At 72.7% G+C, this 20,699-nt stretch carries 19 protein-coding genes and 1 pseudogene; 7 read left to right on the top strand and 13 right to left on the bottom strand.

Features of this window, described 5'->3' with window-relative positions:
* Positions 1-45: 45 nt before the first annotated feature.
* On the bottom strand, positions 46-1,812 hold the full coding sequence (gene leuA, locus DN069_RS08655) for a 2-isopropylmalate synthase (RefSeq protein ID WP_111500268.1): 1,767 nt from the start codon (positions 1,810-1,812) through the stop codon (positions 46-48).
* A 338-nt stretch (positions 1,813-2,150) separates the two neighbouring features.
* Between leuA and DN069_RS08650 the strand changes: the two genes are divergently transcribed.
* Entirely contained in the window at positions 2,151-2,426 is a 276-nt protein-coding gene (locus DN069_RS08650; protein WP_111500267.1) for a protealysin inhibitor emfourin, read from the top strand.
* 103 nt (positions 2,427-2,529) lie between these two features.
* Here DN069_RS08650 and DN069_RS08645 read toward each other — a convergent pair whose 3' ends face one another.
* The 3 genes from DN069_RS08645 to DN069_RS08635 are packed head-to-tail and all read right to left on the bottom strand — an operon-like array spanning position 2,530 to position 7,091.
* Positions 2,530-5,043: a beta-glucosidase gene (locus tag DN069_RS08645; RefSeq protein WP_243639018.1), complete on the bottom strand. Its 2,514-nt coding sequence runs from the start codon at positions 5,041-5,043 to the stop codon at positions 2,530-2,532.
* 52 nt (positions 5,044-5,095) lie between these two features.
* The gene (locus tag DN069_RS08640; RefSeq protein WP_111500265.1) at positions 5,096-5,794 is read right to left on the bottom strand and encodes an alpha/beta fold hydrolase; all 699 of its coding nucleotides are present in this window, start codon (positions 5,792-5,794) and stop codon (positions 5,096-5,098) included.
* Between the two features lie 40 nt (positions 5,795-5,834).
* Positions 5,835-7,091, bottom strand: coding sequence for an MFS transporter (locus DN069_RS08635; protein WP_243639016.1), 1,257 nt, complete (start codon positions 7,089-7,091; stop codon positions 5,835-5,837).
* 225 nt (positions 7,092-7,316) lie between these two features.
* Here DN069_RS08635 and DN069_RS08630 point away from each other — a divergent pair, with 225 nt between their 5' ends.
* Positions 7,317-8,321, top strand: a complete 1,005-nt coding sequence (locus tag DN069_RS08630; RefSeq protein ID WP_243639014.1) for a LacI family DNA-binding transcriptional regulator — start codon at positions 7,317-7,319, stop codon at positions 8,319-8,321.
* A 149-nt stretch (positions 8,322-8,470) separates the two neighbouring features.
* On the opposite strand, the gene era is transcribed toward DN069_RS08630, so the two are convergent.
* From era to DN069_RS08610, 5 genes are all read right to left on the bottom strand, one after another.
* Positions 8,471-9,397 carry a GTPase Era gene (era, locus tag DN069_RS08625; protein WP_111500263.1) on the bottom strand — a complete coding sequence of 309 codons (927 nt, stop codon included), beginning with the start codon at positions 9,395-9,397 and terminating at the stop codon, positions 8,471-8,473.
* 35 nt (positions 9,398-9,432) lie between these two features.
* Positions 9,433-10,032: a Uma2 family endonuclease gene (locus DN069_RS08620; protein WP_243639012.1), complete on the bottom strand. Its 600-nt coding sequence runs from the start codon at positions 10,030-10,032 to the stop codon at positions 9,433-9,435.
* Positions 10,033-10,109: 77 nt separating this feature from the next.
* The gene (locus tag DN069_RS39940) at positions 10,110-10,271 is read right to left on the bottom strand and encodes a hypothetical protein (protein WP_165845426.1); all 162 of its coding nucleotides are present in this window, start codon (positions 10,269-10,271) and stop codon (positions 10,110-10,112) included.
* A gap of 79 nt (positions 10,272-10,350) precedes the next feature.
* Entirely contained in the window at positions 10,351-10,707 is a 357-nt protein-coding gene (locus DN069_RS08615) for a cytidine/deoxycytidylate deaminase family protein (protein ID WP_111500261.1), read from the bottom strand.
* A 33-nt stretch (positions 10,708-10,740) separates the two neighbouring features.
* Positions 10,741-11,079 (bottom strand): GNAT family N-acetyltransferase, encoded by a 339-nt coding sequence (locus tag DN069_RS08610; RefSeq protein ID WP_111500260.1) that lies wholly within the window; start codon positions 11,077-11,079, stop codon positions 10,741-10,743.
* Between DN069_RS08610 and DN069_RS08605 the strand changes: the two genes are divergently transcribed.
* Positions 11,078-11,947, top strand: coding sequence for an LLM class flavin-dependent oxidoreductase (locus DN069_RS08605; protein ID WP_111500259.1), 870 nt, complete (start codon positions 11,078-11,080; stop codon positions 11,945-11,947). The genes DN069_RS08610 and DN069_RS08605 overlap by 2 nt on opposite strands.
* Before the next feature lie 77 nt (positions 11,948-12,024).
* On the opposite strand, the gene DN069_RS08600 is transcribed toward DN069_RS08605, so the two are convergent.
* Positions 12,025-13,227: a M20 metallopeptidase family protein gene (locus DN069_RS08600; RefSeq protein WP_111500258.1), complete on the bottom strand. Its 1,203-nt coding sequence runs from the start codon at positions 13,225-13,227 to the stop codon at positions 12,025-12,027.
* A gap of 33 nt (positions 13,228-13,260) precedes the next feature.
* Positions 13,261-14,676, bottom strand: coding sequence for an MFS transporter (locus tag DN069_RS08595; RefSeq protein ID WP_111500257.1), 1,416 nt, complete (start codon positions 14,674-14,676; stop codon positions 13,261-13,263).
* Between the two features lie 193 nt (positions 14,677-14,869).
* Between DN069_RS08595 and DN069_RS08590 the strand changes: the two genes are divergently transcribed.
* The 3 genes from DN069_RS08590 to DN069_RS08580 all read left to right on the top strand — a co-directional run bounded on the left by DN069_RS08590 (position 14,870) and on the right by DN069_RS08580 (position 17,497).
* Complete coding sequence (locus DN069_RS08590; protein WP_111500256.1) at positions 14,870-15,904, top strand: AsnC family transcriptional regulator; 1,035 nt, start codon at positions 14,870-14,872, stop codon at positions 15,902-15,904.
* A gap of 104 nt (positions 15,905-16,008) precedes the next feature.
* Positions 16,009-16,539, top strand: coding sequence for a hypothetical protein (locus DN069_RS08585; RefSeq protein WP_111500255.1), 531 nt, complete (start codon positions 16,009-16,011; stop codon positions 16,537-16,539).
* 70 nt (positions 16,540-16,609) lie between these two features.
* The gene (locus DN069_RS08580) at positions 16,610-17,497 is read left to right on the top strand and encodes a DUF4097 family beta strand repeat-containing protein (RefSeq protein WP_111500254.1); all 888 of its coding nucleotides are present in this window, start codon (positions 16,610-16,612) and stop codon (positions 17,495-17,497) included.
* A gap of 3 nt (positions 17,498-17,500) precedes the next feature.
* Here the strand turns inward: DN069_RS08580 and DN069_RS08575 are convergent, their stop codons facing one another.
* Positions 17,501-18,700 (bottom strand): M20 metallopeptidase family protein, encoded by a 1,200-nt coding sequence (locus DN069_RS08575; RefSeq protein WP_111500293.1) that lies wholly within the window; start codon positions 18,698-18,700, stop codon positions 17,501-17,503.
* Between the two features lie 112 nt (positions 18,701-18,812).
* Positions 18,813-19,631, bottom strand: coding sequence for a helix-turn-helix transcriptional regulator (locus DN069_RS08570; RefSeq protein ID WP_111500253.1), 819 nt, complete (start codon positions 19,629-19,631; stop codon positions 18,813-18,815).
* Between the two features lie 325 nt (positions 19,632-19,956).
* Between DN069_RS08570 and DN069_RS08565 the strand changes: the two are divergent.
* Positions 19,957-20,644: pseudogene (locus DN069_RS08565) on the top strand (SDR family NAD(P)-dependent oxidoreductase).
* Positions 20,645-20,699: the final 55 nt, after the last annotated feature.

The following is a 20,699-nucleotide window of genomic DNA, read 5'->3' as shown; positions in this document are numbered from 1 at the left end:
CGTAGCCGGGTAGGGGCGCGGGGCAGAGCCCCGCGCCCCTAGTGGTTACTGTCGCTGCGCGCGGTTGACGGCGGAGATGATGGCCTTGATCGACGCGCGGACGATCGAGGTGTCGATGCCGACGCCCCAGACGACCTGGCCGTCGACCGCGCACTCCCAGTACGCCGCGGCCTGGGCGCCCGAGCCCTGGCTCAGGGTGTGCTCGGCGTAGTCCAGGACCCGGACGTCGACGCCGATCTGGGCCAGCGCGGCGACGAACGCGTCGGCCGGGCCGTTGCCCGTGCCGGACAGGGCGAGGTCCGCGCCGTCGACGGTCGCGTCCACGGTGATCGTGTCGGTGCCGTCGGCCGTGGAGGACGCCTGGTGCGAGCGCAGCTGGATCCGGCCCCACGGCGCGTCCGGCGTCGGCAGGTACTCGTTCTCGAAGGCGTTCCAGATCTGCGCCGGGGTGACCTCGCCGCCCTCGGCGTCCGTCTTGGCCTGGATGATCTTCGAGAACTCGATCTGCATCCGGCGCGGCAGGTCCAGGCTGTGGTCGTTCTTCAGGACGTAGGAGACACCGCCCTTGCCGGACTGGCTGTTGACGCGGATGACCGCCTCGTACGAGCGGCCGACGTCCTTCGGGTCGATCGGCAGGTAGGGGACGCCCCAGGTCTGCTCGCCGACGGGGATGCCCGCCGCGGCGGCGTCGGCCTCCAGCGCGTCGAAGCCCTTCTTGATCGCGTCCTGGTGGGAGCCGGAGAAGGACGTGTAGACCAGGTCGCCGACGTAGGGGTGGCGCTCGGCCAGCGTCATCTGGTTGCAGTACTCCCAGGTGCGCCGGATCTCGTCGATGTTCGACAGGTCGACCTCGGGGTCGACGCCCTGCGAGAAGAGGTTCAGCGCGACGTTGACCAGGTCCAGGTTGCCGGTTCGCTCGCCCTGCCCGAACAGGCAGCCCTCGACGCGGTCGGCGCCGGCCATCACGGCCAGCTCGGCGGAGGCGACGCCGGTGCCGCGGTCGTTGTGGGGGTGGGTGGACAGCGCGACGAACTCGCGGCGCGACAGGTTGCGCGACATCCACTCGATCTTGTCGGCGTAGACGTTCGGCGTGGAGCGCTCGACCGTGGTCGGCAGGTTCAGGATGATCTCGCGGCCCTCGGCGGGCTGCCAGACGTCCATGACCGCCTCGCAGACCTCCAGGGCGAAGTCCAGCTCGGTGTCGATGAAGATCTCCGGCGAGTACTGGTAGCCGAAGACCGTGTCGTCGCCCAGGATCTTCTCGGCGTAGCCCATGACCAGCTGGGTGCCGTCGACGGCGATCTGCTTGATCTCGTCCTTGGAGGCGTTGAAGACGACCCGGCGGAACAGCGGCGAGGTCGCGTTGTACAGGTGGACGGTGGCGCGCGGGGCGCCGCGCAGGGACTCCACGGTGCGCTCGATCAGCTCGGCGCGGGCCTGGGTCAGGACGGAGATGGTCACGTCCTCGGGGATCGCGCCGTCCTCGATGATCGAGCGGACGAAGTCGAAGTCGGTGGCGCCGGAGGCGGGGAAGCCGACCTCGATCTCCTTGTAGCCCAGCTTGACCAGCAGGTCGAACATGGCGCGCTTGCGGGCCGGGGACATCGGGTCGATCAGGGCCTGGTTGCCGTCGCGCAGGTCGGTCGACAGCCAGCGCGGGGCCTTGGTGATGACCTGGTTCGGCCAGGTGCGGTCCGGCAGGTCGACGGTGCCGAAGGGTACGTAGCGCTGGAACGGCATCCCGGACGGCTGTTGGCGGACGGAGGCCGCGGTGATCGGGGTGGGACGCTCGTTGAAGGGCTGCTGGCTCATGGTGGGTGAGTCTCCTGATGCTCGTCGCTCCGAGAGGCGGCCGACGGCTGCGGGATCAACGAGTGATCAACTAACGCGCAGCACCCACCCCCGCGGCGAGGGAGTCGGCCTCGATCAACTCGGGCCCTCGCCGCGGCAGCTAAGAAGAAGCAGTCCGCTACGCATGATGTCTGCCAGAGTAACCCAACCGGTTCCGATGAGTGAGCGAAACCCGCCGGTAGTCCGCTTGGTGAGACAGGAGGTCTGGACCACTGCCCCCCTCAATGGACTGCTCGCGGTCAAGAGTCAAGGGCGGAAAGCACTGCATTTTCGTCGCTCCCCGGAGCACACTGATTACTATGCGCATCACGGTCACCCGCACCGGCGGGTCCGCCACGACGGACCACTGGGCCCTGTTGGACACCGACGGTCGTCCCGACGCCCCCCACATCCACGCCCTGGTGCGCGAGGCCCTCGGCGCCTGCGGTCGCAGCCCCTCTCTCGGCCTGCCGCACGCCCCGCACTTCGCCTACGCGATCACCGTCGACGGCCGCCCCACGGGCTACTGTGCGGACCCCCAACTGACCTCTTCTCAGCGCTCGTTGATAACCCTGGTGCTGAACGGCCAAATGTGACGACCGACTGGGAAATCAGCAGAGAGGACCAGGCTGTGAACGCGCGCCCGCCCCGCGGGCCCGGGCCAGGCACGGGCCGGGAGCGCGGGGCGGGCTCGGTGCGTCAGCCGCGGGGAGGCACCTCCGCGGTGACGGTCAGGGGCAGGTCGGCCACGCTGTGGCCGGCCTGGATCCGGTAGCCGCCCGGGCGGTCGGTCCAGTGCCCGTCCGTCCAGGTCTGGAAGGCGCGGAGCGGGAGCCGCACCCGCACCTCCGCCTGCTCGCCCGGCGCCGCCGTCGCCGACGCGAAGCCGGCGAGCGCGGTGGCCGGGCGGGAGTCGTCCGTGCCGTCCGGGGACAAGTAGAGCTGCACGACCTCGCGTCCGGGCCGGGCGCCGGTGTTGCGCAGCAGCACGACCGCCTCGACGACCGGGGCGTACGGGTCGTCGCCCGCCGGCGACGGCAGGACCCGCACGTCGAGGCCCTCGTAGCTCCACTCGGTGTAGCCGAGGCCGTGGCCGAACCAGTACGCGGGCGCGATCCCGCTTCGGCGCTGCCAGGCGCGGTAGCCGACGAAGAGGCCCTCGCCGTACGCCAGCGCGCCGTTCACCGGGTCCACGTCCCACACCGGGGCGTCCACCTCGGCCGCGGGCCAGGTCGTGGGCAGCCGACCGCCCGGCTCACGGGCGCCGGTGAGGACGTCGGCCAGCGCCGCGCCCGCCTCCTGGCCCGGGAACCAGCCGAGCAGCACCGCCGCGACGTCCTTGCGCCACGGCATCAGCACCGGAGCACCGGCGTTGACGACGACCACCGTGCGCGGGTTGGCCTCGGCGATCCGCGCGACCAGCTCGTCCTGGCGGCCCGGCAGGGCCAGTCCGGCCCGGTCGACGCCCTCGCTCTCGACCTCCTCCGTGGTGCCGACGACGACCACCGCGACATCGGCGGCGGCCGCCACCGAGACGGCCTCCTCCAGCAGCTCGTCGGCGGTGCCGGCCGGCTCGCCGTGGCCGAGAGTGAAGGAGACCAGGCCGAAGCCCGCGAAGCCGCCGCCCTCGGGCAGGACGTGCCGCAGCGCCAGCGACACCGGCCCGGCGACGCCCTCGGCCAGCTCCAGCTCGACGACGCGCTCGGGCGGGTTGAGGAACGCGGCCGCCGGGTCCTCGCCCTCCACCAGCACCGTGTCGTCGAAGAGCACCGCACCGTCCGCCTCCAGGACGAAGCGGCCCACCCCCCGGATCCCGATCCGGTGCGTGCCGGCGCGGCCCGGCTGGAGCGTGCCGGTCAGCTCGACCGCCGCGAGATCCGCGAAGGAGAGCCCGCTCGGCAACTGGCCGATCCAGCGCGCGGCGCCGTCCGGCAGCGTGGCCGTGCCGAGCTCCGCGCCGTCCCGGTCGAGGAACCGGGCCTCGGTGCGGGCGGCGAGCGGGCGCAGGTGCACGTTGGGATCCGCGCCGACGGCGTAGGCGAGGGCGGTGCCCGGCGGCAGCGCCGCCCGCAGGCCCTCCAGCGGGCTGACCACGTGCGTCGGGAAGACCTGCGCCGATCCGCCGCCGCCGATCCGCGCCTCCTGCGCGGCCTGGCCGACCAGCGCGACCGAGCCCACGGAGTCGGGCAGCGGCAGCACGCCGTCGTTGGCGAGCAGCACCATGCCGGCGGCGGCCACCTCGCGGGCCAGCGCCTCGCCGTCGATCGGCGCGGGCAGCTCGGCCGCCGGGACGGCCGCGGGCGCGCCCTCCAGCAGCCCGACCCTGGCGGCGAGCCGCAGCACCCGTCGGGCCAGCTCGTCGACGGTCTCCTCCGGGACCAGGCCCTCGCGCACCGCGCGGACCAGGTGCTCGCCGTAGACCGTCGCCGGGCCCGGCATCGCCACGTCGAGACCGGCCAGCGCGTCGCGCACGGTGTCGCGGGCGCCGGTCCAGTCCGAGACGAGCATCCCGTCGAAGCCCCACTCGCCGCGCAGCACGCCGTTGTTGAGCTCCTGGTGCTCGGTCATGAAGGCACCGTTGACCTTGTTGTACGCGGACATCAGACCCCATGGCGAGGCCTTGCGCACGATCGCCTCGAACGGCGCCAGGTAGAGCTCGCGCAGCGTCCGCTCGTCGACGCGCACGTCGACGGTGAAGCGGTCGGTCTCGGAGTCGTTGGCGACGAAGTGCTTGGGCGTCGTCCCCACGCCGCCCGACTGCACGCCCGCCACGAACGCCGCGCCCAGCTCGCCGGTCAGCAGCGGGTCCTCCGAGTACGCCTCGAAGTGCCGTCCGCCGCGCGGGCTGCGGTGCAGGTTGACCGTCGGCGCCAGCACCACGTGCGCGCCCTTGCGGCGCGCCTCCTGCGCCAGCAACTGCCCGGTGCGGCGCGCGAGTTCCGGATCCCAGGTGGCCGCGAGCGCGGTCGGTGAGGGCACCGAGACGGACGGGTCGTCCGGCGTCCAGTTCTCGCCGCGCACGCCCGCGGGCCCGTCGGACATCACCAGCCGTCCCAGGCCGATGTCCGCGTTGGCGGGCAGCGACCACATGTCGGCGCCCGCGAGCAGGGCCACCTTGGCGGTCAGGTCCAGCTTGCCCAGCGCCGCCTCGACGGCCGCCTCACGCTCCTGCTCGCCGTTCCGCTGCTCGCCGTGCTGCTGATCGGGTGTCATCTCTCCTGCATCCTTTCTCACTCCCCCGGTTGCCGCCATGTTCAACTCTCCGTCAGATCCAGCCGTCGAGCGAGGAGATGAACCCGTCGAAGTCGTCACGGTGGATGGTGTGCCCCGCGCCCTTGACCACACGCACCTCGAAGCCACGCTCGCGCAGCGTCTCCTGAGCCCCGTCGTCGAGCAGGAAGCTCGGGTCGGCGACCTGCACCAGGGAGGGGACGGCGGGCTTCGCCGGGAGCACCGCCTGCTCGGCCAGGCCGGAGAGGGAGGTGGCGGTGGCCGGATCCCAGACGGCGAGCGTCTCCAACTCCACCCCGATGTCCTCCCGCGCCCAGCGCGGGTTCATCGCGGCGATCGAATCGGACGTCGCGTTCGCGGCGAACTGGACGAAGACGGCAGGGTCGAAGCCCTGCTCCGGCTGCACGAACCGCCACGCCGGGTCGGAGAAGACCGCGCGCTCGGGCCGCAGCCGGTCGACGGCGAAGGAGAGGGTGAGGCCGCCGAGGGAGTGCCCGACGGCGAGGTCCGCGCCGGAGGGCAGGGTCTCGACCAGGTCCTGGGCGAACAGCTCGGGGGTGTACGCGCCGCGCCCGGACGCGCCGTGGCCGCGCAGGTCGACGGCGATGACGCGGTAGCCACGCTCGGCCAGCGCCGGGCCGACCCGGCGCCAGGTGCGGGAGTCGGACATGATCCCGTGGACGAGCAGGGCGACGCGGTCGCCGGAACCCCACTCGCGGGTGTTGAGCAGCATGGGTGTGTTCTTGCCTTTCGGGTTCGCGTCACGCCGGATCTCAGCGGACGGAGCGGATGGGTCGGATGGCCAAGGCGCCGAGGACGGCGAGCGCGCCGCCCGCGGCGAAGAGCAAGTCGTAGCCGCCGACGCTCACCAGCACCGAGGCGACGAAGGGCGCCACGATCTGCGGTCCGGCGTTGGCGACGTTCAGCACGCCCATGTCGCGCGCGGCGTCCTCGGCCCTCGGCAGCACGAGGGTGACCAGCGCGTTGTCGACGGCGAAGAAGCAGCCGAAGGCAAGCCCGTTGACCACGGAGAAGGTGACCATCCCGGCGAAGGTCGGGGCGGCGATCGGGATCAGCACGGCCAGGCCGGACGCCGCGGCCGAGATGCCGACGAAGAGCTTGCGCGCGTCGAGCCGGTCCGAGAGCGGACCGCAGATCGCGATCGAGACGACCATGGCGACGCTGTTGACCGGCGTCAGCACGGCGGCGGCCGCCGTCGCGCTCATACCGTGCGGCAGGCGGATGTGGTCCTGGAGGACGTAGAGCTGGTAGCCGCTGACGGCGAAGTAGCCGAGGACGAGCAGCGCCCGGCCGACGAAGGCCCAACGGAAGTCGTGGGCCTTCAGGCTGTCGGCGAAGGCGCGGACCTGCTCGCCGAGACCGGCCGGGGCCTTGGGCGGACGCCGGGTCTCCTTGCCGAGGGAGGTGAACAGCACGGCGGCGACTGCGACGACCAGGCCCAGCACGAGATAGCCGGTGGCGAAGTGGCCGGAGAAGCCGTTGGCGACGAGCACGCCGAGGATGGATCCGATCGGCACGCCGAGCCCGACGGCGGCGGAGGCGCTGCCGCGCCGCGTGACCGGCACCCGGTCCGGGATCACCGAGGTGATCGCGGCCTGGTAGACGTTCATCACCGCCTGGCCGAGGCACCAGGCGACGGCGACCAGCAGGACCGAGTTCACCGCGCCCAGCAGCAGCATCGCCGGCACGGCGAGCAGGCCGCCGCCGAGGATCCACGGGTTGCGGCGCCCGGACCGGTCCGAGAGCGCGCCCGCGACGGGGTTGAACACGGTGGCGAAGATCGCGCTGACCCCGGCCACCAGGCCGAGCATGGCGACCTTGTCGTGGGGGGTGATCTTCTCGATCTGGAGCGGCAGCAGGATGCCGCCGACTCCGACATAGAGCGCGTACATCGCCGTGTTGCCCGTGAAGAGCAGCGGCAACAGGCCTCTGGAAGGCCTCGCGTCGGCGCCGGCGTAGGCGGACTGCTCGACCGGGGCCGGGCTGGGGGTCGGCTCGGAAAGGGCCACGATGCCCTCCTGGTTTCTGGCTCGGAGCTGGGTGGGTGGGGGTGCCGCGATCGGCTGAGGGGGGCCGTCGCGGCCGGGGTCTCGCAACCCCGCGCCGCTCCTGCGTCAGGCTTACCCATGATGTGCTTACACGTGTCACCTGACTCGTGTAAGCACATGTCTAGCATTGGTTTTGTCGCAAGACCAGCCCTCAGGACAGATGAGTCTGCAAAGATGTGGAGCGCCATGAGCGAAACGACATCAACCGCGCCGACCAGCGCGGACGTCGCCCGCCTCGCGGGCGTCTCCCGGGCCACCGTCTCCTACGTGCTGAACGACACCGCAGGCGGCCGGGTGAGCGAGAAGACCCGACTGCGCGTGCGCGCCGCGGCGGACCAGTTGGGCTACGTCCCCCACGCCGCCGCGCGTTCCCTGCGCGCCGGGCACACCGGTCTGGTCCTGATGGCCGCGCCGGAGATCACCTTCGGCCCGCTCTTCAACGAGTTCTTCGCCGAACTGCGCGCGGGCCTGCGCGACCACGGCTACACCGCCGTCCTCTACGGCACCCGCGGCGACCTCTCCGGCCGCGAGATCGCCCGCGCCTGGGCGGAGCTGCGCCCGACCGCCGTCATCACCGGCGTCACCGACGACCTGACGCCGGAGGGCGTGGAGATCCTGCGCCGCTCCGGCACCCGCGCGGTGCTCTCCCTCGCCGAGCGCCCGGTCCCGGGCGCGCACTCGCTGCTCCTGGACCAGAGCGCGGTCGGCGCGACGGCCGGCGAGCACTTGGTGGCCCGAGGCCACCGCGCGATCGGCGTCGTGATGCCCACGGACGCCACCCTGCGCCGCTTCAGCGAGCCCCGGCTCGCGGGCGTGCGGCAGGCCGCGGCGGGCGCGCGCGTCGAACCGCTGGCCCTCGACTACACCGAGTCCTCCGCGGCGGAGCTGGCCGCGCGCTGGCGCTCACTCGGGCTGACGGGCCTGTTCTGCTACAACGACGAGTACGCGGCCCTGATCCAGGCGGCGTTCCAGGACGCCGGCATCGCCGTCCCGACGGACGCGGCGCTGGTCGGCGCGGACGACCTGATGCTGGCCCGCGTGCTGCGCCCCCGGCTCACCTCGGTCCACGTCTCCCTGCCGGAGGGCATCGCCCTGGCGGACCTCATCGACCGCCTGATCCGCGAGCCGGACACCCCACCGGAGACCTACCGGATCGGCGACGCGACGATCACGGTGCGGGACAGCAGCTAGTCGCACCACCTCAGGGGCGCGGGGAACTGCGCGAACAACCACCCGGGGCAGATGGTCCTCAACGTGCAGGGCCATCCGCACACGGTGGTTACTCGCGCAGTTCCCCGCGCCCCTGGCGGCCGCGCCGCCTGAGACAGTGCAACCGACCCCTAGAAGCCGAGCTTCCTGAGCTGCTTCGGGTCGCGCTGCCAGTCCTTCGCGACCTTGACGTGCAGGTCCAGGAAGACCGGCGTGCCGAGCAACGCCTCGATCTGCTGGCGGGCAGCGGTGCCCACCGCCTTGAGGCGGGCGCCTCGCGTGCCGATGACGATGGCCTTCTGGCTCTGCCGCTCGATGTAGACGTTCGCGTGGATGTCCAGCAGCGGGCGGTCCGCGGGGCGGCCCTCGCGGGGGATCATCTCCTCGACGACGACCGCCAGGGAGTGCGGCAGCTCGTCGCGGACACCCTCCAGCGCGGCCTCGCGGATCAGCTCCGCGACCATGACCTGCTCGGGCTCGTCGGTGAGGTCGCCGTGCGGGTAGAGGGTCGGGCCCTCGGGCAGCAGCGGGACGAGGAGGTCGACCAGCAGGTCGACCTGGTGGCCGTCCTTGGCCGAGACCGGAACGATCTCCGCCCACTCGATGCCGAGCTCCGCGCCGATCTTGGCGACGTCGAGCAACTGCTCGGCGAGGCGCTTGGAGTCGACCAGGTCGGTCTTGGTGACGATGGCGACCTTGGGCGTGCGCTTGATCCCGGCGATCTCCTTGGCGATGAACTTGTCGCCGGGGCCGATCTTCTGGTCGGCGGGGAGGCAGAAGCCGATCACGTCGACCTCGGCCCAGGTGGCGCGCACGACGTCGTTGAGGCGCTCGCCGAGCAGCGTGCGCGGCTTGTGGAGCCCCGGCGTGTCGACGAGCACGAGCTGCGCGTCGGGGCGGTGCACGATGCCGCGCACGGTGTGCCGGGTGGTCTGCGGACGGTCGGAGGTGATCGCAACCTTGGTGCCGACGAGCGCGTTGGTGAGCGTGGACTTGCCGGCATTGGGGCGCCCGACGAAGCAGGCGAAACCCGAGCGGTGCTGCTGGGTAGAACTCATGCGGCCATTCTCCCCCACGCGGGGAACGCTTGTGCTCAGAGCCAGCGCTGCGGGTCGGCAAGGTCGATGTCGATCGGGAAGGGCAGCTCCAGCGTGAGCCGGCCCCGGAAGATGCCCTGCGGCGCGTAGCTTCCCGTCGCCTCCTCCCGCTCGAAGACGTGCACCGCGAGCTCGCCCTTCTCGTTCTCGACCCGCCAGTAGTGCGGGAAACCAGCGCCCGCGTACTTGCGCGGCTTGACGTCGCGGTCGCGCTCGACCGAGTCCGGCGAGACGACCTCCACCGCGAGCAGGACGTCCTCCGGCCGGTAGTCGGACTGCTGGTCGTCGATGACGGCCGCCTTGGGCACGATCATGAGATCCGGCTCCGGCCGGTCGCGCTTGCCCAGCGTGACCGTCATTTCGCGGATAACTGCGAGCTCCGGAGGACGGGCGGCCAGGAGGCCGTATTCGAGCAACCTGATCGCGTAGATGTGAAAGTTGCGCTGCGGACTCATGAAGACGAGGTTCCCGTCGAGAAGCTCCGTGTGGGGAGGCAGGTCCGGGAGCCTGTCGAGATCGCCCGCAGTCCAGCCGTCCTCGGGCGGGACCGGCCAGGTCGGGGTGTTCGGCGGTGCGACGGTCATCGTTGCTCCCATGCCGCGGATCCTCGTCGTGCTGTTCAGCGTACCCAGCGGGTTGGGCCCATCACTCACCCGAACGTGGGAGCGCAGGCTCACTTGCCCTTCTTGAACAGCGACCCCACACCCCCCACCACCGTGAACAGCGCCACGATGATCGAGGCCGTGAGCCACCACGGGTTCTGGTCCTGCTGCCAGTGGCCCATGCCCATGAGCACGAACAGCACGCCACAGATGAACGCGATGCCCTTCATCATTTGCCCGCTCCCCCACGTCGCTCCACGGCCGACGCCCCGACCCTAGTCGGGCCCGGGGCGTTGGCAAGAGACCGCCGCCCTACTCCACGACGACGGTGTCGCGGACAACCGCGTCCGTGCCGGCCAGGTAGACCGGGGTGCCGGAGCCGCCGAGGTCGCGGGCGGCAGCGAGGTCGGGGTCGGCGAGGTGGTTGGCATCGCTGACGACGGCGGCCGCCTCCAGGCTCTTCGCGCCGCTGGCCACGGCCATGGCGACGGCCGTCTGCAGCGCGCTGAGGTGCAGGGACGGAAGGGAGACGGTCGCGGCGACGTAGGTGCGGCCGGTCTCGTCGCGGACCGCGGCGCCCTCGGCGACGCCGTTGCGGGCGCGGGCCGACCGGGCGAGGGTGATGATCTTCTTGTCTTCGGCGTCAAGCTCGACGGGCTGCTCGCTCATGGCACGAGGATAAGGTCTGCCGCGCCGTCATGATCAGTCGTGTTCACGGTGCGGTCCCCGGAACGGCTCCCCGGTCCCCGAGCGGCAGGGTGTGCCGCACCTCCTCCTCGGCGAAGCCGAGGGCAGCGTAGAGGCGCGGGCTGTCTCCACCAGCGCCCGGCCGATCCCGCGCCGAGCCGCGTGCGGGGCGACCAGCTCAAGCCCGTAGGCGTCCCGGCCGCCGGACCAGTGCGGTTGCGGCGTCACCGACCCGACCCCGAGGATCTCCTCGTCCACCGTGGCCGCGAACATCGCTCCCGCGTCGAGCGAGCCGGTCAGCCGGCTCCGAGCGCCGCGCAGCGCGCCCGTCCGGGCGCTACCTTGGCCGCTCATGACGGCTCTTCGTATCGGTGTCATGTACGACCGCTCCTGGGACCCCGCCGGGCTGCCCGCGTTCGCGCGCGAGGTGGAGGCGCTCGGGGTCGACGACCTGTGGGTCGTCGAGGACCTCGGCTGGAACGGCGGGATCTCGGCGGCGGCGGTCGCCCTCGGCGCGACCGAGCGGCTCCGGGTCGGCCTCGGGATCGCCCCGGCGCCGCTGCGCAGCCCCGCGCTGCTGGCGATGGAGATCGCCACGCTGGCCCGGGTCCACCCGGGCCGCCTGGTCGCGGGGATCGGCCACGGAGTGCGGGAGTGGATGCGCCAGGTCGGCGTCGCCCCGCGGTCGCCGCTGGCGCTCCTGGAGGAGACCCTGACCGCGGTCCGCGCCCTGCTGCGCGGCGAGCGGGTCACCTTGGACGGTCGCGAACTGCGGCTCGACGGGGTGGAGTTGGTGCACCCACCGGCCAAGGGCGCGGTGCCGCCGGTGATCGCGGGCGTCGTCTCTCCCAAGTCCCTCGAACTGGCCGGACGCGCCGCCCAGGGCACGCTCGTGGCCGAGGGCCACGGCCCGGCGGATCTCCACGCGGTCCGCGCGGCCGCGGAACGCGGCGGCGCGGGGGCGGACCACACCGTCACGGTCTTCACGTTCCTCGGCGTGGGCGAGGCCGCGGCGCCGGCCCTGCGGGAGGCCGTCGCGGGCCACGCCCAGTGGCTCGGGCGGGATGTCACCGAGACGTTCGCCGCGGGAGGCTCGGCGAACGACGCTGCGGCGTCACTCCGCGCGCTCGGTGACGCGGGTGCGGGGACGGTGGTGTTGCGGGCGTGCGGTCCGGAACCGCTCGCGCAGGTCCGCAAGGTGATAACGGCGCTCAGCCACTGACCTGAGGGGCGCGGGGCTCTGCTGATTGCGGCTCCGCCGCGTGGTCAGCAGAGCCCCGCGCCCCTAGGTAGAGCAACTCACCCGCGTGCCAGGCGCCGGATCGCCAGCTCCGCGAGGAGCGACGCGCCGTCCGCGAGGACGGAGTCGTCGAAGTAGGCCTCCGGGCTGTGGTTGTACGGGGCGGTGGCCGGGTCGCGGTCGGGGGCGCAGGCGCCGAGGAAGAAGTAGGCCGAGGGGACGCGCTCGCAGACGTAGGAGAAGTCCTCCGCGCCGGCCAGGGGCTGGGGCATGGGGCGGAAGCGGTCCTCGCCGAGGAGGTCGCGGGCGGTGGCGGCCGCGAACGCGGCCTCCGTCTCGTCGTTGCGGGTGACCGGGTAGAGGCGCTCGTAGCGCGCGTCGATCTCCAGGCCGTGGGCCGCGGCGACGCCGCGCACGACGCGCAGCGTCTCCTGCTCCGCGCGGGCGCGCGCCTCCGCCGAGAAGGAGCGGATGGTGGCCTCGAAGGAGGCGTCGTCGGGGATGACGTTGTTGATCGTGCCGCCGTGGATGTGGCCGACCGTCACCACGACCGGGTCGAAGGCGTCGAAGCGCCGGGTGACCATGGTCTGCAGCGCGGTGACCGCCTCGCACAGGGCCGGGATCGGGTCGAGCGCGGCGTGCGGGGCGGAGCCGTGGCCGCCACGGCCGCGCAGGGTGACGTGGAGGGTGTCGGCGGCGGCCATCGCCGGGCCGGGGCGGCCGGAGACGACACCGCCGGGCAGCAGGCCGCTGGTGACGTGGATGCCGTAGGCGGCGACGACCTCGACGCCGGCGGCATCCAGCAGGCCCTCGTCGATCATGACCTTCGCGCCGCCGCAGCCCTCCTCGCCGGGCTGGAACATGAACACGACCGACCCGGCCAGCTCCTCCCGACGCTCCACCAGCAACCGCGCCGCACCCACCAACCCCGCCACATGCAGATCATGCCCACACGCGTGCATCGCCCCCGCGATCCGCGACGCGAACGGCAACCCACTCGTCTCCTGCACCGGCAACGCATCCATATCACCACGCAACAACACCGCAGGCCCAGGACGCCCACCCCGCAACACCGCCGTCACACTGCTCAACTTCTCACCGAGCGAGACCTCCAACCCCAGCCCCTCCAACGCCGCCACCACCTTGGCCTGCGTCAACGGCAACTCCAGACCGATCTCCGGCTCCTCGTGAATCGACCGCCGCAACGCGACCAACTCCGGCAACAACTGCACAGCGGACTCGGCAAGAGTGGCTGCAACCATGAACAGGCCTCCTGTAAGGCGCGTAGGCGATGATCACACCGGCTGTTCCGAGGCTAGCCGCATGCCCTCTCTGGTGTCAGGAGTCGCGCCGTCAGGAGTCGCACGCAGGGCCAGGGCGACGGGCACGCCGAGGGCGCAGAGCAGGGCACAGGCGGTCCAGATCGTGACGTAGGCGGCCGCCGAGGGGACGCCGGGGCGCAGCAGCACCGCGTCCAGGACGGCAGCGCCGACGGCGCCCGCCGCCGCGCCCGCGAGCGTCTTCAGGGTGTTGTAGACGCCTGTGCCGATGCCCGTCCGGTCCGCGGGCAGACGGCGCATCAGCAGGCCCGGCAGCAGGCTGAGGCCGAGGCCCGCGCCGAAGCCGGCCACCGCGTTGGGGGCGACGAAGGCGGCGGCGCTGCCGTGGCTCGCGGCGATCACCGCGTAGCCGAGGGCGCTCATGGCGAAGCCGAAGGCCAGCAGGGCGCGGGCGCCGAAACGGCGGGCCAGGCGGTCGGCGACGAGCGCGCCGAGCATCGCGCCGAGGACGGCGGGCAGCGAGAGCAGGCCGAGCAGCCGCGAGTCCGCGCCGAGGCCGTAGCCGTCCTCGGCGGGCTTGGCGGCCTGGAAGGAGAGGGTGGGCGACTGGGCGCCGTAGAGGGCGAAGCCGAGCAGCAGGCTGAGGCCGAAGACGGGGGCGGTGGGGCGGCGCGCCAGCATCCGCACGTCCACCGTCGGGGTGGGGCAGCGTAGTTCCTGCCGGACGAAGAGCGCGAGCATGGCGGCCGCGCCGAGCAGCAGGCCGGCCGTCAGCGACACGCCGCCGGACTTGCCGGCGGTGCCGAGGCCACCGAAGAGCAGCCCGAGGCCGGTCGCGAGCAGGGCCGCGCCGCGCCGGTCGAAGCGTCCGACGGCCCGGGTCACGGACTCCGGCGCGAACACCCACACCGCCGTGAGGGAGACGGCGGGCAGCGCGGCGAGGATCCACAGCCCGGGGCGAACGACGGCGCCCGCGACGGTCCCCAGCGTCAACGCGCCGACCAGCAGGCCGACGGCGCGTCCGCCGCGCTCCTCGCCCAACTGGTCGCGCAGCAGCGCGAACTCCAGCGGCAGCCAGCAGGCGAGCACCCCGGCCAGGGCCTGTCCGACGAGCAGCAGCGGCAGCGCGGTCGCGGTCGCCGAGAGCGCGAACCCGAGGCTGGTCAGCGCGAGCGTGACCAGCAACAGGCGGCGGTGGCCCAGCAGGTCACCCAGGCGCGAGCCGAGCGGCACGGTCACGCCGGCGACGAGGAAGTTCACCCCGAGCACCAGCGCCTGTGCGCCCGCGTCGAAGTGCAGTGACCGGGCGAGATCCGGCAGCAGCACCGGGAAGGAGCCCTGGATGGTGCCGCTGAAGAACTCGACGAGGACGAGCAGACCGACCAGGGCGCCCGCTCCGGTCAGCGGCCGGGCGGCGGGGGGACGGGGCATGGGCGGCCCTTCTGTTCCAGGGAAGGCAGCGGGAGTGCACGAGAAGTGCACGAGCAGGGAAACGCAGCCGCTCACGCGGGCGAAAGGCCCGAGTGGGCGAAAGGATCGCTAACCTGGGCCGCGTCGGGCCGCCGCCGCACGGATCGGCAAGAGCGCGCCCCCGCGCGCACGGATCGGCCAAGGAGGGCGTCGCGTGATCGACGAACTGGATCTCGCCCTCGTGGACGCGCTGCGTGTGGCCCCCCGCGCGCCCTGGTCCCGGCTCGCCGGCCCGCTGGGCGTGGATCCGGCGACGCTCTCGCGCCGCTGGGCACGGCTGACGTCGGACGGCGACGCGTGGGTCACCAGCTACCCCTCCGCGGAGCGGATGGGCGTCGGTCTGACCGCACTGGTCGCGGTGGACTGCCGGGCCGACGCCGTGCTGGCGGTCGCGCAGACGCTGGCGGCCGACCCGCAGACACCGACGGTCGAGGTCGTCACGGGCGAGGCCGACGTCATGCTGACCGTCGCCGCGCTGGAGCCGGGCCAGGTCACCGCCTACGTGCTGGACCGCATCGGAAAGGTGCCCGGGGTGCTGCGCACCCGCACGGCGTTCGTCGAGCGCACCCTGCGCGAGGGCAGCCGCTGGCGGGAGGGCGCGCTGGACCGCTCCCAGCAGGAGGCGATCGGCGCGGGGCTCGGCCCGTCCGTCGAGACGGTCCCGGCGCGCGGCGGCGCGCTGCGACGGGCGCTCGACGACCGGGCCCTGCTGCAGGCGCTGGGGGCGGACGGCCGCATGCCGTTCGCCGAACTCGCCGAGCGCACCGGCCTGCCGGCGACGACGGTGCGCCGCCGGGTCGAGGAGCTGCGCCGCAGCGGCCGCCTGGTGCTGCGCTGCGACGCCTCACCGCGGCTGAACGGGCACTCGGTCAGCACCTGGCTCTGGCTCGACGTCCCGGTCCGCGAGCTGGACGCGGCGACGCACTGGCTGGTCGAGCTCCCCGCGGTGCGGATGTGCGGGGTGGTGGCGGGTGCGACGGCGAACGTGGTGGTGGCGGTGATGACGCATCAGGTCGCGGACGGGCGGCGGATCGAGGCGCAGCTGGGTTCGCTGTTCCCAGCGGCACGGGTGACGGCGCGCCAGGTGATCCTGCGGACCACGAAGCTGGTCGGCCATCTCCTCGACGCGGAGGGCCGCCGGATCGGCCACGTGCCGTTGGACCCGTGGCAGAACCTGAGCCTGGCCTGACCGCACAACCCGGCCTGACCGCACTGACCGGGCCTGAGCTGCTCTTACGCCAAAGTGAGCCAGAGCCACTTGCATTGGTGCCAAAGTGGTGCCACATTAGAGCCATGGAACTCACCCCTTATGTCGACCAGCTCCGCCGCGAGCTGACCACCGCGGCCGAGGTCGGCGGCGAGGAGGCCCGCGCGCTGGCCGGCCGGCTGCTGCAGCCGCTGGACGCCGCGGTCCGGCTCACCCTGCTGGAGGCACTCTCGGCCGCCGCCGAGGAGATCTCCGCCGAGCTCGCGCCCGGCTCCGTGGACGTCCGGCTGCGGGGCGGGTCCGCCGGCTTCGCGGTGACGCCGCCGCCCGCGCCCGCCGCGCCGGTCGCCGAGGCCGCCCCCGCGCCGATGGATGTCCGGCTGCCCTTCGCCGAGGGCGACGACGCCGCCATGGTCCGGATCAACCTGCGGCTGCCCGCCAACCTCAAGGCCCTGATCGAGGACGCCGCCTCCTCCGGCGGACTCTCCGTCAACGCCTGGATCGTCCGCGCGGCAGCGGCCGGCCTCGCCGCCGAAGGCCGCAGCTCCGCCCGGCCCGCGCCCGCGCAGAAGCCCGATCTGACGATCGGCCAGCGCTACACCGGCTGGGCCCGCTGAGCACCGCGCACAGCTGAGCACCGAGCACCGTCCGAGGGCGTCCTGTCCTCGCCTGCCTAAGGAACCCGAGATGTCCGAGTCGAAGTTCGCCACCCCGTCGCCGATCTCCGTCGTGCTCGACCTCTACGTCGCCGACGTCCGCTTCTCCGTCTCCGACCGGACCGACACGGTCGTCGAGATCAAGCCGAGCGACCCGGGCAAGCCCGCCGACGCCAAGGCCGTCGAGAACACCCGCGTCGAGTACGACGAGACCACGCGCACGCTCAACATCGTCTCCAGGAAGCCGCTGAAGCGCTTCGTCGAATGGAGCAGCAAGCGACCGGAGTCCATCGACGTGGTGATCGCGCTGCCCACCGACTCCGAGGTGCGCGGCGAGGCCGACCTCGGCGACTTCCACGCCGACGGCGCGCTGGGCACCGTCCAGCTCAAGACCGGACTCGGCTGCGTCCGGCTCACCGAGACCGGCCCGCTCAACGTCCGCGGCGGCGTCGGCCAGATCTCCGTCACGAGCGTCAGCGGCCCGACGCAGGTGCACAGCGGCTCCGGCGACATCCAGCTGGGCACGCTGGACGGCACCGCCGACGTCTCCAACGACAACGGCAAGGTGCACATCGGTGCCATCACCGGGCCGGCGACGGTCAAGTGCTCCAACGGAGCCGTCACCGTCGACCGTGCCCTCTCCGACATCACCGCCGCCAGCTCCAACGGCGTGGTCCGGATCGGCGAGGTCGTCCGCGGCAAGGTCTCCGCGACCTCCAAGAACGGCAGCGTCGAGGTCGGCGTCCGCGAGGGCACCGCGGCGTGGCTGGAGCTGAGCACCGGGGTCGGCCGCGTCTACAACGAGCTCGGCGCCGCCGCCGCCCCCGAGGCCGATGAGCCGGTCGACAGGGTCGAGCTGCGCGCCGGCACCAAGCTCGGTGACGTCACCATCCGCCGCGCCGTCCGCCTGGAGGACTAGGCCCTAGGCCCTGGCCAAGCGGGCGAGGGCGAGGCCCGCGAGCAGCGCTGCGGCGTCGCCCAGGACCGAGTCCTCGAAGGCGGCCTCGGGCGCGTGGTTGTACGGCGCGGTGGAGGGGTCGCGGTCCGGCGGGGTCGCGCCGAGCATCAGGTACGCGGAGGGGACGAGCTTGTCGAGCACGCCGAAGTCCTCGGAGCCGGCCACGGCGTGCGGCATCTCGACGTAGCGGCCCGCTCCCAGGACCTCGGTGACGACGCCCGCGGCGTACGCGGACTCGACCGGGTCGTTGACCGTCACGGGGTAGCCGCCGACGATCTCCGCCTCCACGGTGAGGCCGTGCGCCTCGCCGATCCCGCGGACGACGCGGAGCGCCTCCTGCGCGACCTTCTCCCGGGCCTCGACGGAGAAGGAACGGATGGTCGCCCCGAAGGTGGCGGTCTCCGCGATGACGTTCTCCACGCTGCCCGCGTGGAAGGTGCCGACGGTGACGACCACCGGGTCGAAGGCGTCGAAGCGCCGGGTGACCATGGTCTGCAGCGCGGTGACCGCCTCGCACGCGGCGGGCAGCGGGTCGAGCGCGGCGTGCGGCATGGAGCCGTGGCCGCCGCGGCCGCGGAAGGTGACCTGCAGGGTGTCGGAGGCGGCCATCACCGGACCGGGACGGGAGGCGACCCAGCCGGCCGGCAGCAGCGCGGCGGCGACGTGCAGGGCGTAGGCGGCGACGGCCTTCGTACCGGCGGCCTCCAGGACGCCCTCGTCGACCATCAGTTGGGCGCCGCCGCAGCCCTCCTCGCCGGGCTGGAACATGAACACGACCGACCCGGCCAGCTCCTCCCGACGCTCCGCCAGCAACCGCGCCGCACCCACCAACCCCGCCACATGCAGATCATGCCCACACGCATGCATCGCCCCCGCGATCCGCGACGCGAACGGCAACCCACTCGTCTCCTGCACCGGCAACGCGTCCATATCACCACGCAACAACACCGCAGGCCCAGGACGCCCACCCCGCAACACCGCCGTCACACTGCTCAACTTCTCACCGAGCGAGACCTCCAACCCCAGCCCCTCCAACGCCGCCACCACCTTGGCCTGCGTCAACGGCAACTCCAGACCGATCTCCGGCTCCTCGTGAATCGACCGCCGCAACGCGACCAACTCCGGCAACAACTCCACAGCGGACTCGGCAAGAGTGGGCGACATCGGCGTCTCCTCGGAGGGGGCGGTGAGCGGGAACGCTCCCATGCTCATCCCGGCCCCTCCCGCGCGCTCGCCCCTGCACGGATCGGCCGCAGCACGCTGCGGCGCGCACGGATCAGCCGGCGATGGGACGGAACGTGGAGCGGCGGCCCTCCGGGGAGGCGAGCCACTCCAGCTTGCGCATGGTGTCCGTGCCCGGCGCGGCGTTGTGCAGGACGACGGTCAGGTCGGGGCGGTCCGGGATGCGCAGCTGCGTGCTCTCGAACCGCAGCTCGCCCACGAGCGGGTGCTCGACGTGCTTGGGCCGGGTGCCGGGCGGCCGGACGTCGCCGCGGGCCCAGAGCTCGGCGAAGAGCTCGCTGGTGGCGCTCAGCTCGTCCACGATCGCCGCGAAGCCCTCGTCGCCGGGGAACTCCGCCGCCGCGGCCCGGTACTCGGCCACGACCAGCGACGCGTCGTGGTCCCAACCGACGTGGCGGTCACGGTAGAGGGTGTTGTGGAAGAAGGAGAAGAGGCAGTTGCTGCAGCGCTCGTCGAAGTCGAAGACGGCCGTGGCGGCGGTGTTGTAGGCGACGTTGTTCCAGTAGCGGTCGATCACGTTGGCCGGGAGCGGCATCCACGAGTCGATGAGCCGCTGGATCGACTCGCTCACCGGGGCCTGCACCGGCGGGACGGCGAGCAGCGGCGGATTGAGGCCGGCCAGCACGTAGAGGTGACGCCGCTCCGGCTCGTCCAGCTTCAGCACCCGCGAGACGGAGTCGAGCACCTGGCCGGAGACGGTGATGTCGCGGCCCTGCTCCAGCCACTGGTACCAGCTGACGCCCACCCCGGCGAGCACCGCCACCTCCTCGCGGCGCAGGCCCGGCGTCCGGCGCCGCGCGCCGCCGTCGGGCAGCCCGGCGTCGCCGGGGCTGACCCGGGCGCGTCGGCTCATCAGGAACTCACGCAGGTCGGCACGGCGTCGGACCTCGGCGGTATTCGTACGAACGTCCACAGTCTCCCCTGCCTTGTGGTGTGGCTCCAGACTAACGAAGCGCCTCCGGGGCGGCTTATGGCAACGGCCAGTGCGGTGCCGATCAGGCTGAGCGCGAGATCGATCCGCTCCAGGCGGACCGGCGTGGGCAGCGGCTGGGGCAGCTCGGTCCCCGTCCCGGCAACGCGGCCTTCCTGGCCGATCTGGCGGCCGTCTCCGCGCGATGCTGACGGCACCCACCCCCACCTCCTGACCCCACCTCCTGACCCTGAAGGAGCAGTTCGTCATGACCGACCTCACCGGAAAGACCGTCCTCGTCACCGGCGGCGCCCGCGGCCTCGGCGCCGAGACGGCCCGTCAGGCCGTCGCCGCCGGAGCCAACGTCGTCCTCACCGACGTGCTCGACGAGGACGGTGCCGCGACCGCCGCGGAGCTCGGCGAGCGCGCCCGGTTCCGTCGCCGCGACGTCACCTCCGAGCGGGAGTGGGCCGAGGCCGTCGGCTACGCCCAGGAGACCTTCGGCGGTCTGCACGGCCTGGTGAACAACGCCGGCATCGCCACCGGCGGCTTCCTCGCCGACGAGTCCGTCGCGCACCTCCGCCGCGTCCTCGACGTCAACCTGACCGGCGTCTTCATCGGCATGAAGACCGCGATCCCGGCCATGCGCGCGGTCGGCGGGCTCGATCGTCAACATCTCCTCCGCGGCCGGCCTGATGGGCCTCGCCCTGACCGCCGGCTACGGCGCGTCCAAGTGGGGCGTCCGCGGCCTCAGCAAGATCGGCGCTGTCGAGCTCGGCACCGAACGCATCCGCGTCAACTCCGTGCACCCGGGCATGACCTACACCCCGATGACAGCCGCCACCGGCATCCGGCAGGGCGAGGGCAACTACCCCAACACCCCGATGGGCCGCGTCGGCGAGCCCGCCGAGATCGCGGCCGCCGGCCCGACGGTCAGGTACGTCATGGGCCAGTAGCGGCCCGTCGCCTGCCTGGTGGTGGCACCAACAGGATAAGCGGCCTCTCTCCACG

The sequence above is a fragment of the Streptacidiphilus pinicola genome (assembly GCF_003258295.1).
In the GTDB taxonomy this organism is placed as follows: domain Bacteria; phylum Actinomycetota; class Actinomycetes; order Streptomycetales; family Streptomycetaceae; genus Streptacidiphilus; species Streptacidiphilus pinicola.
This window is presented reverse-complemented; position numbering and strand designations above follow the sequence as displayed.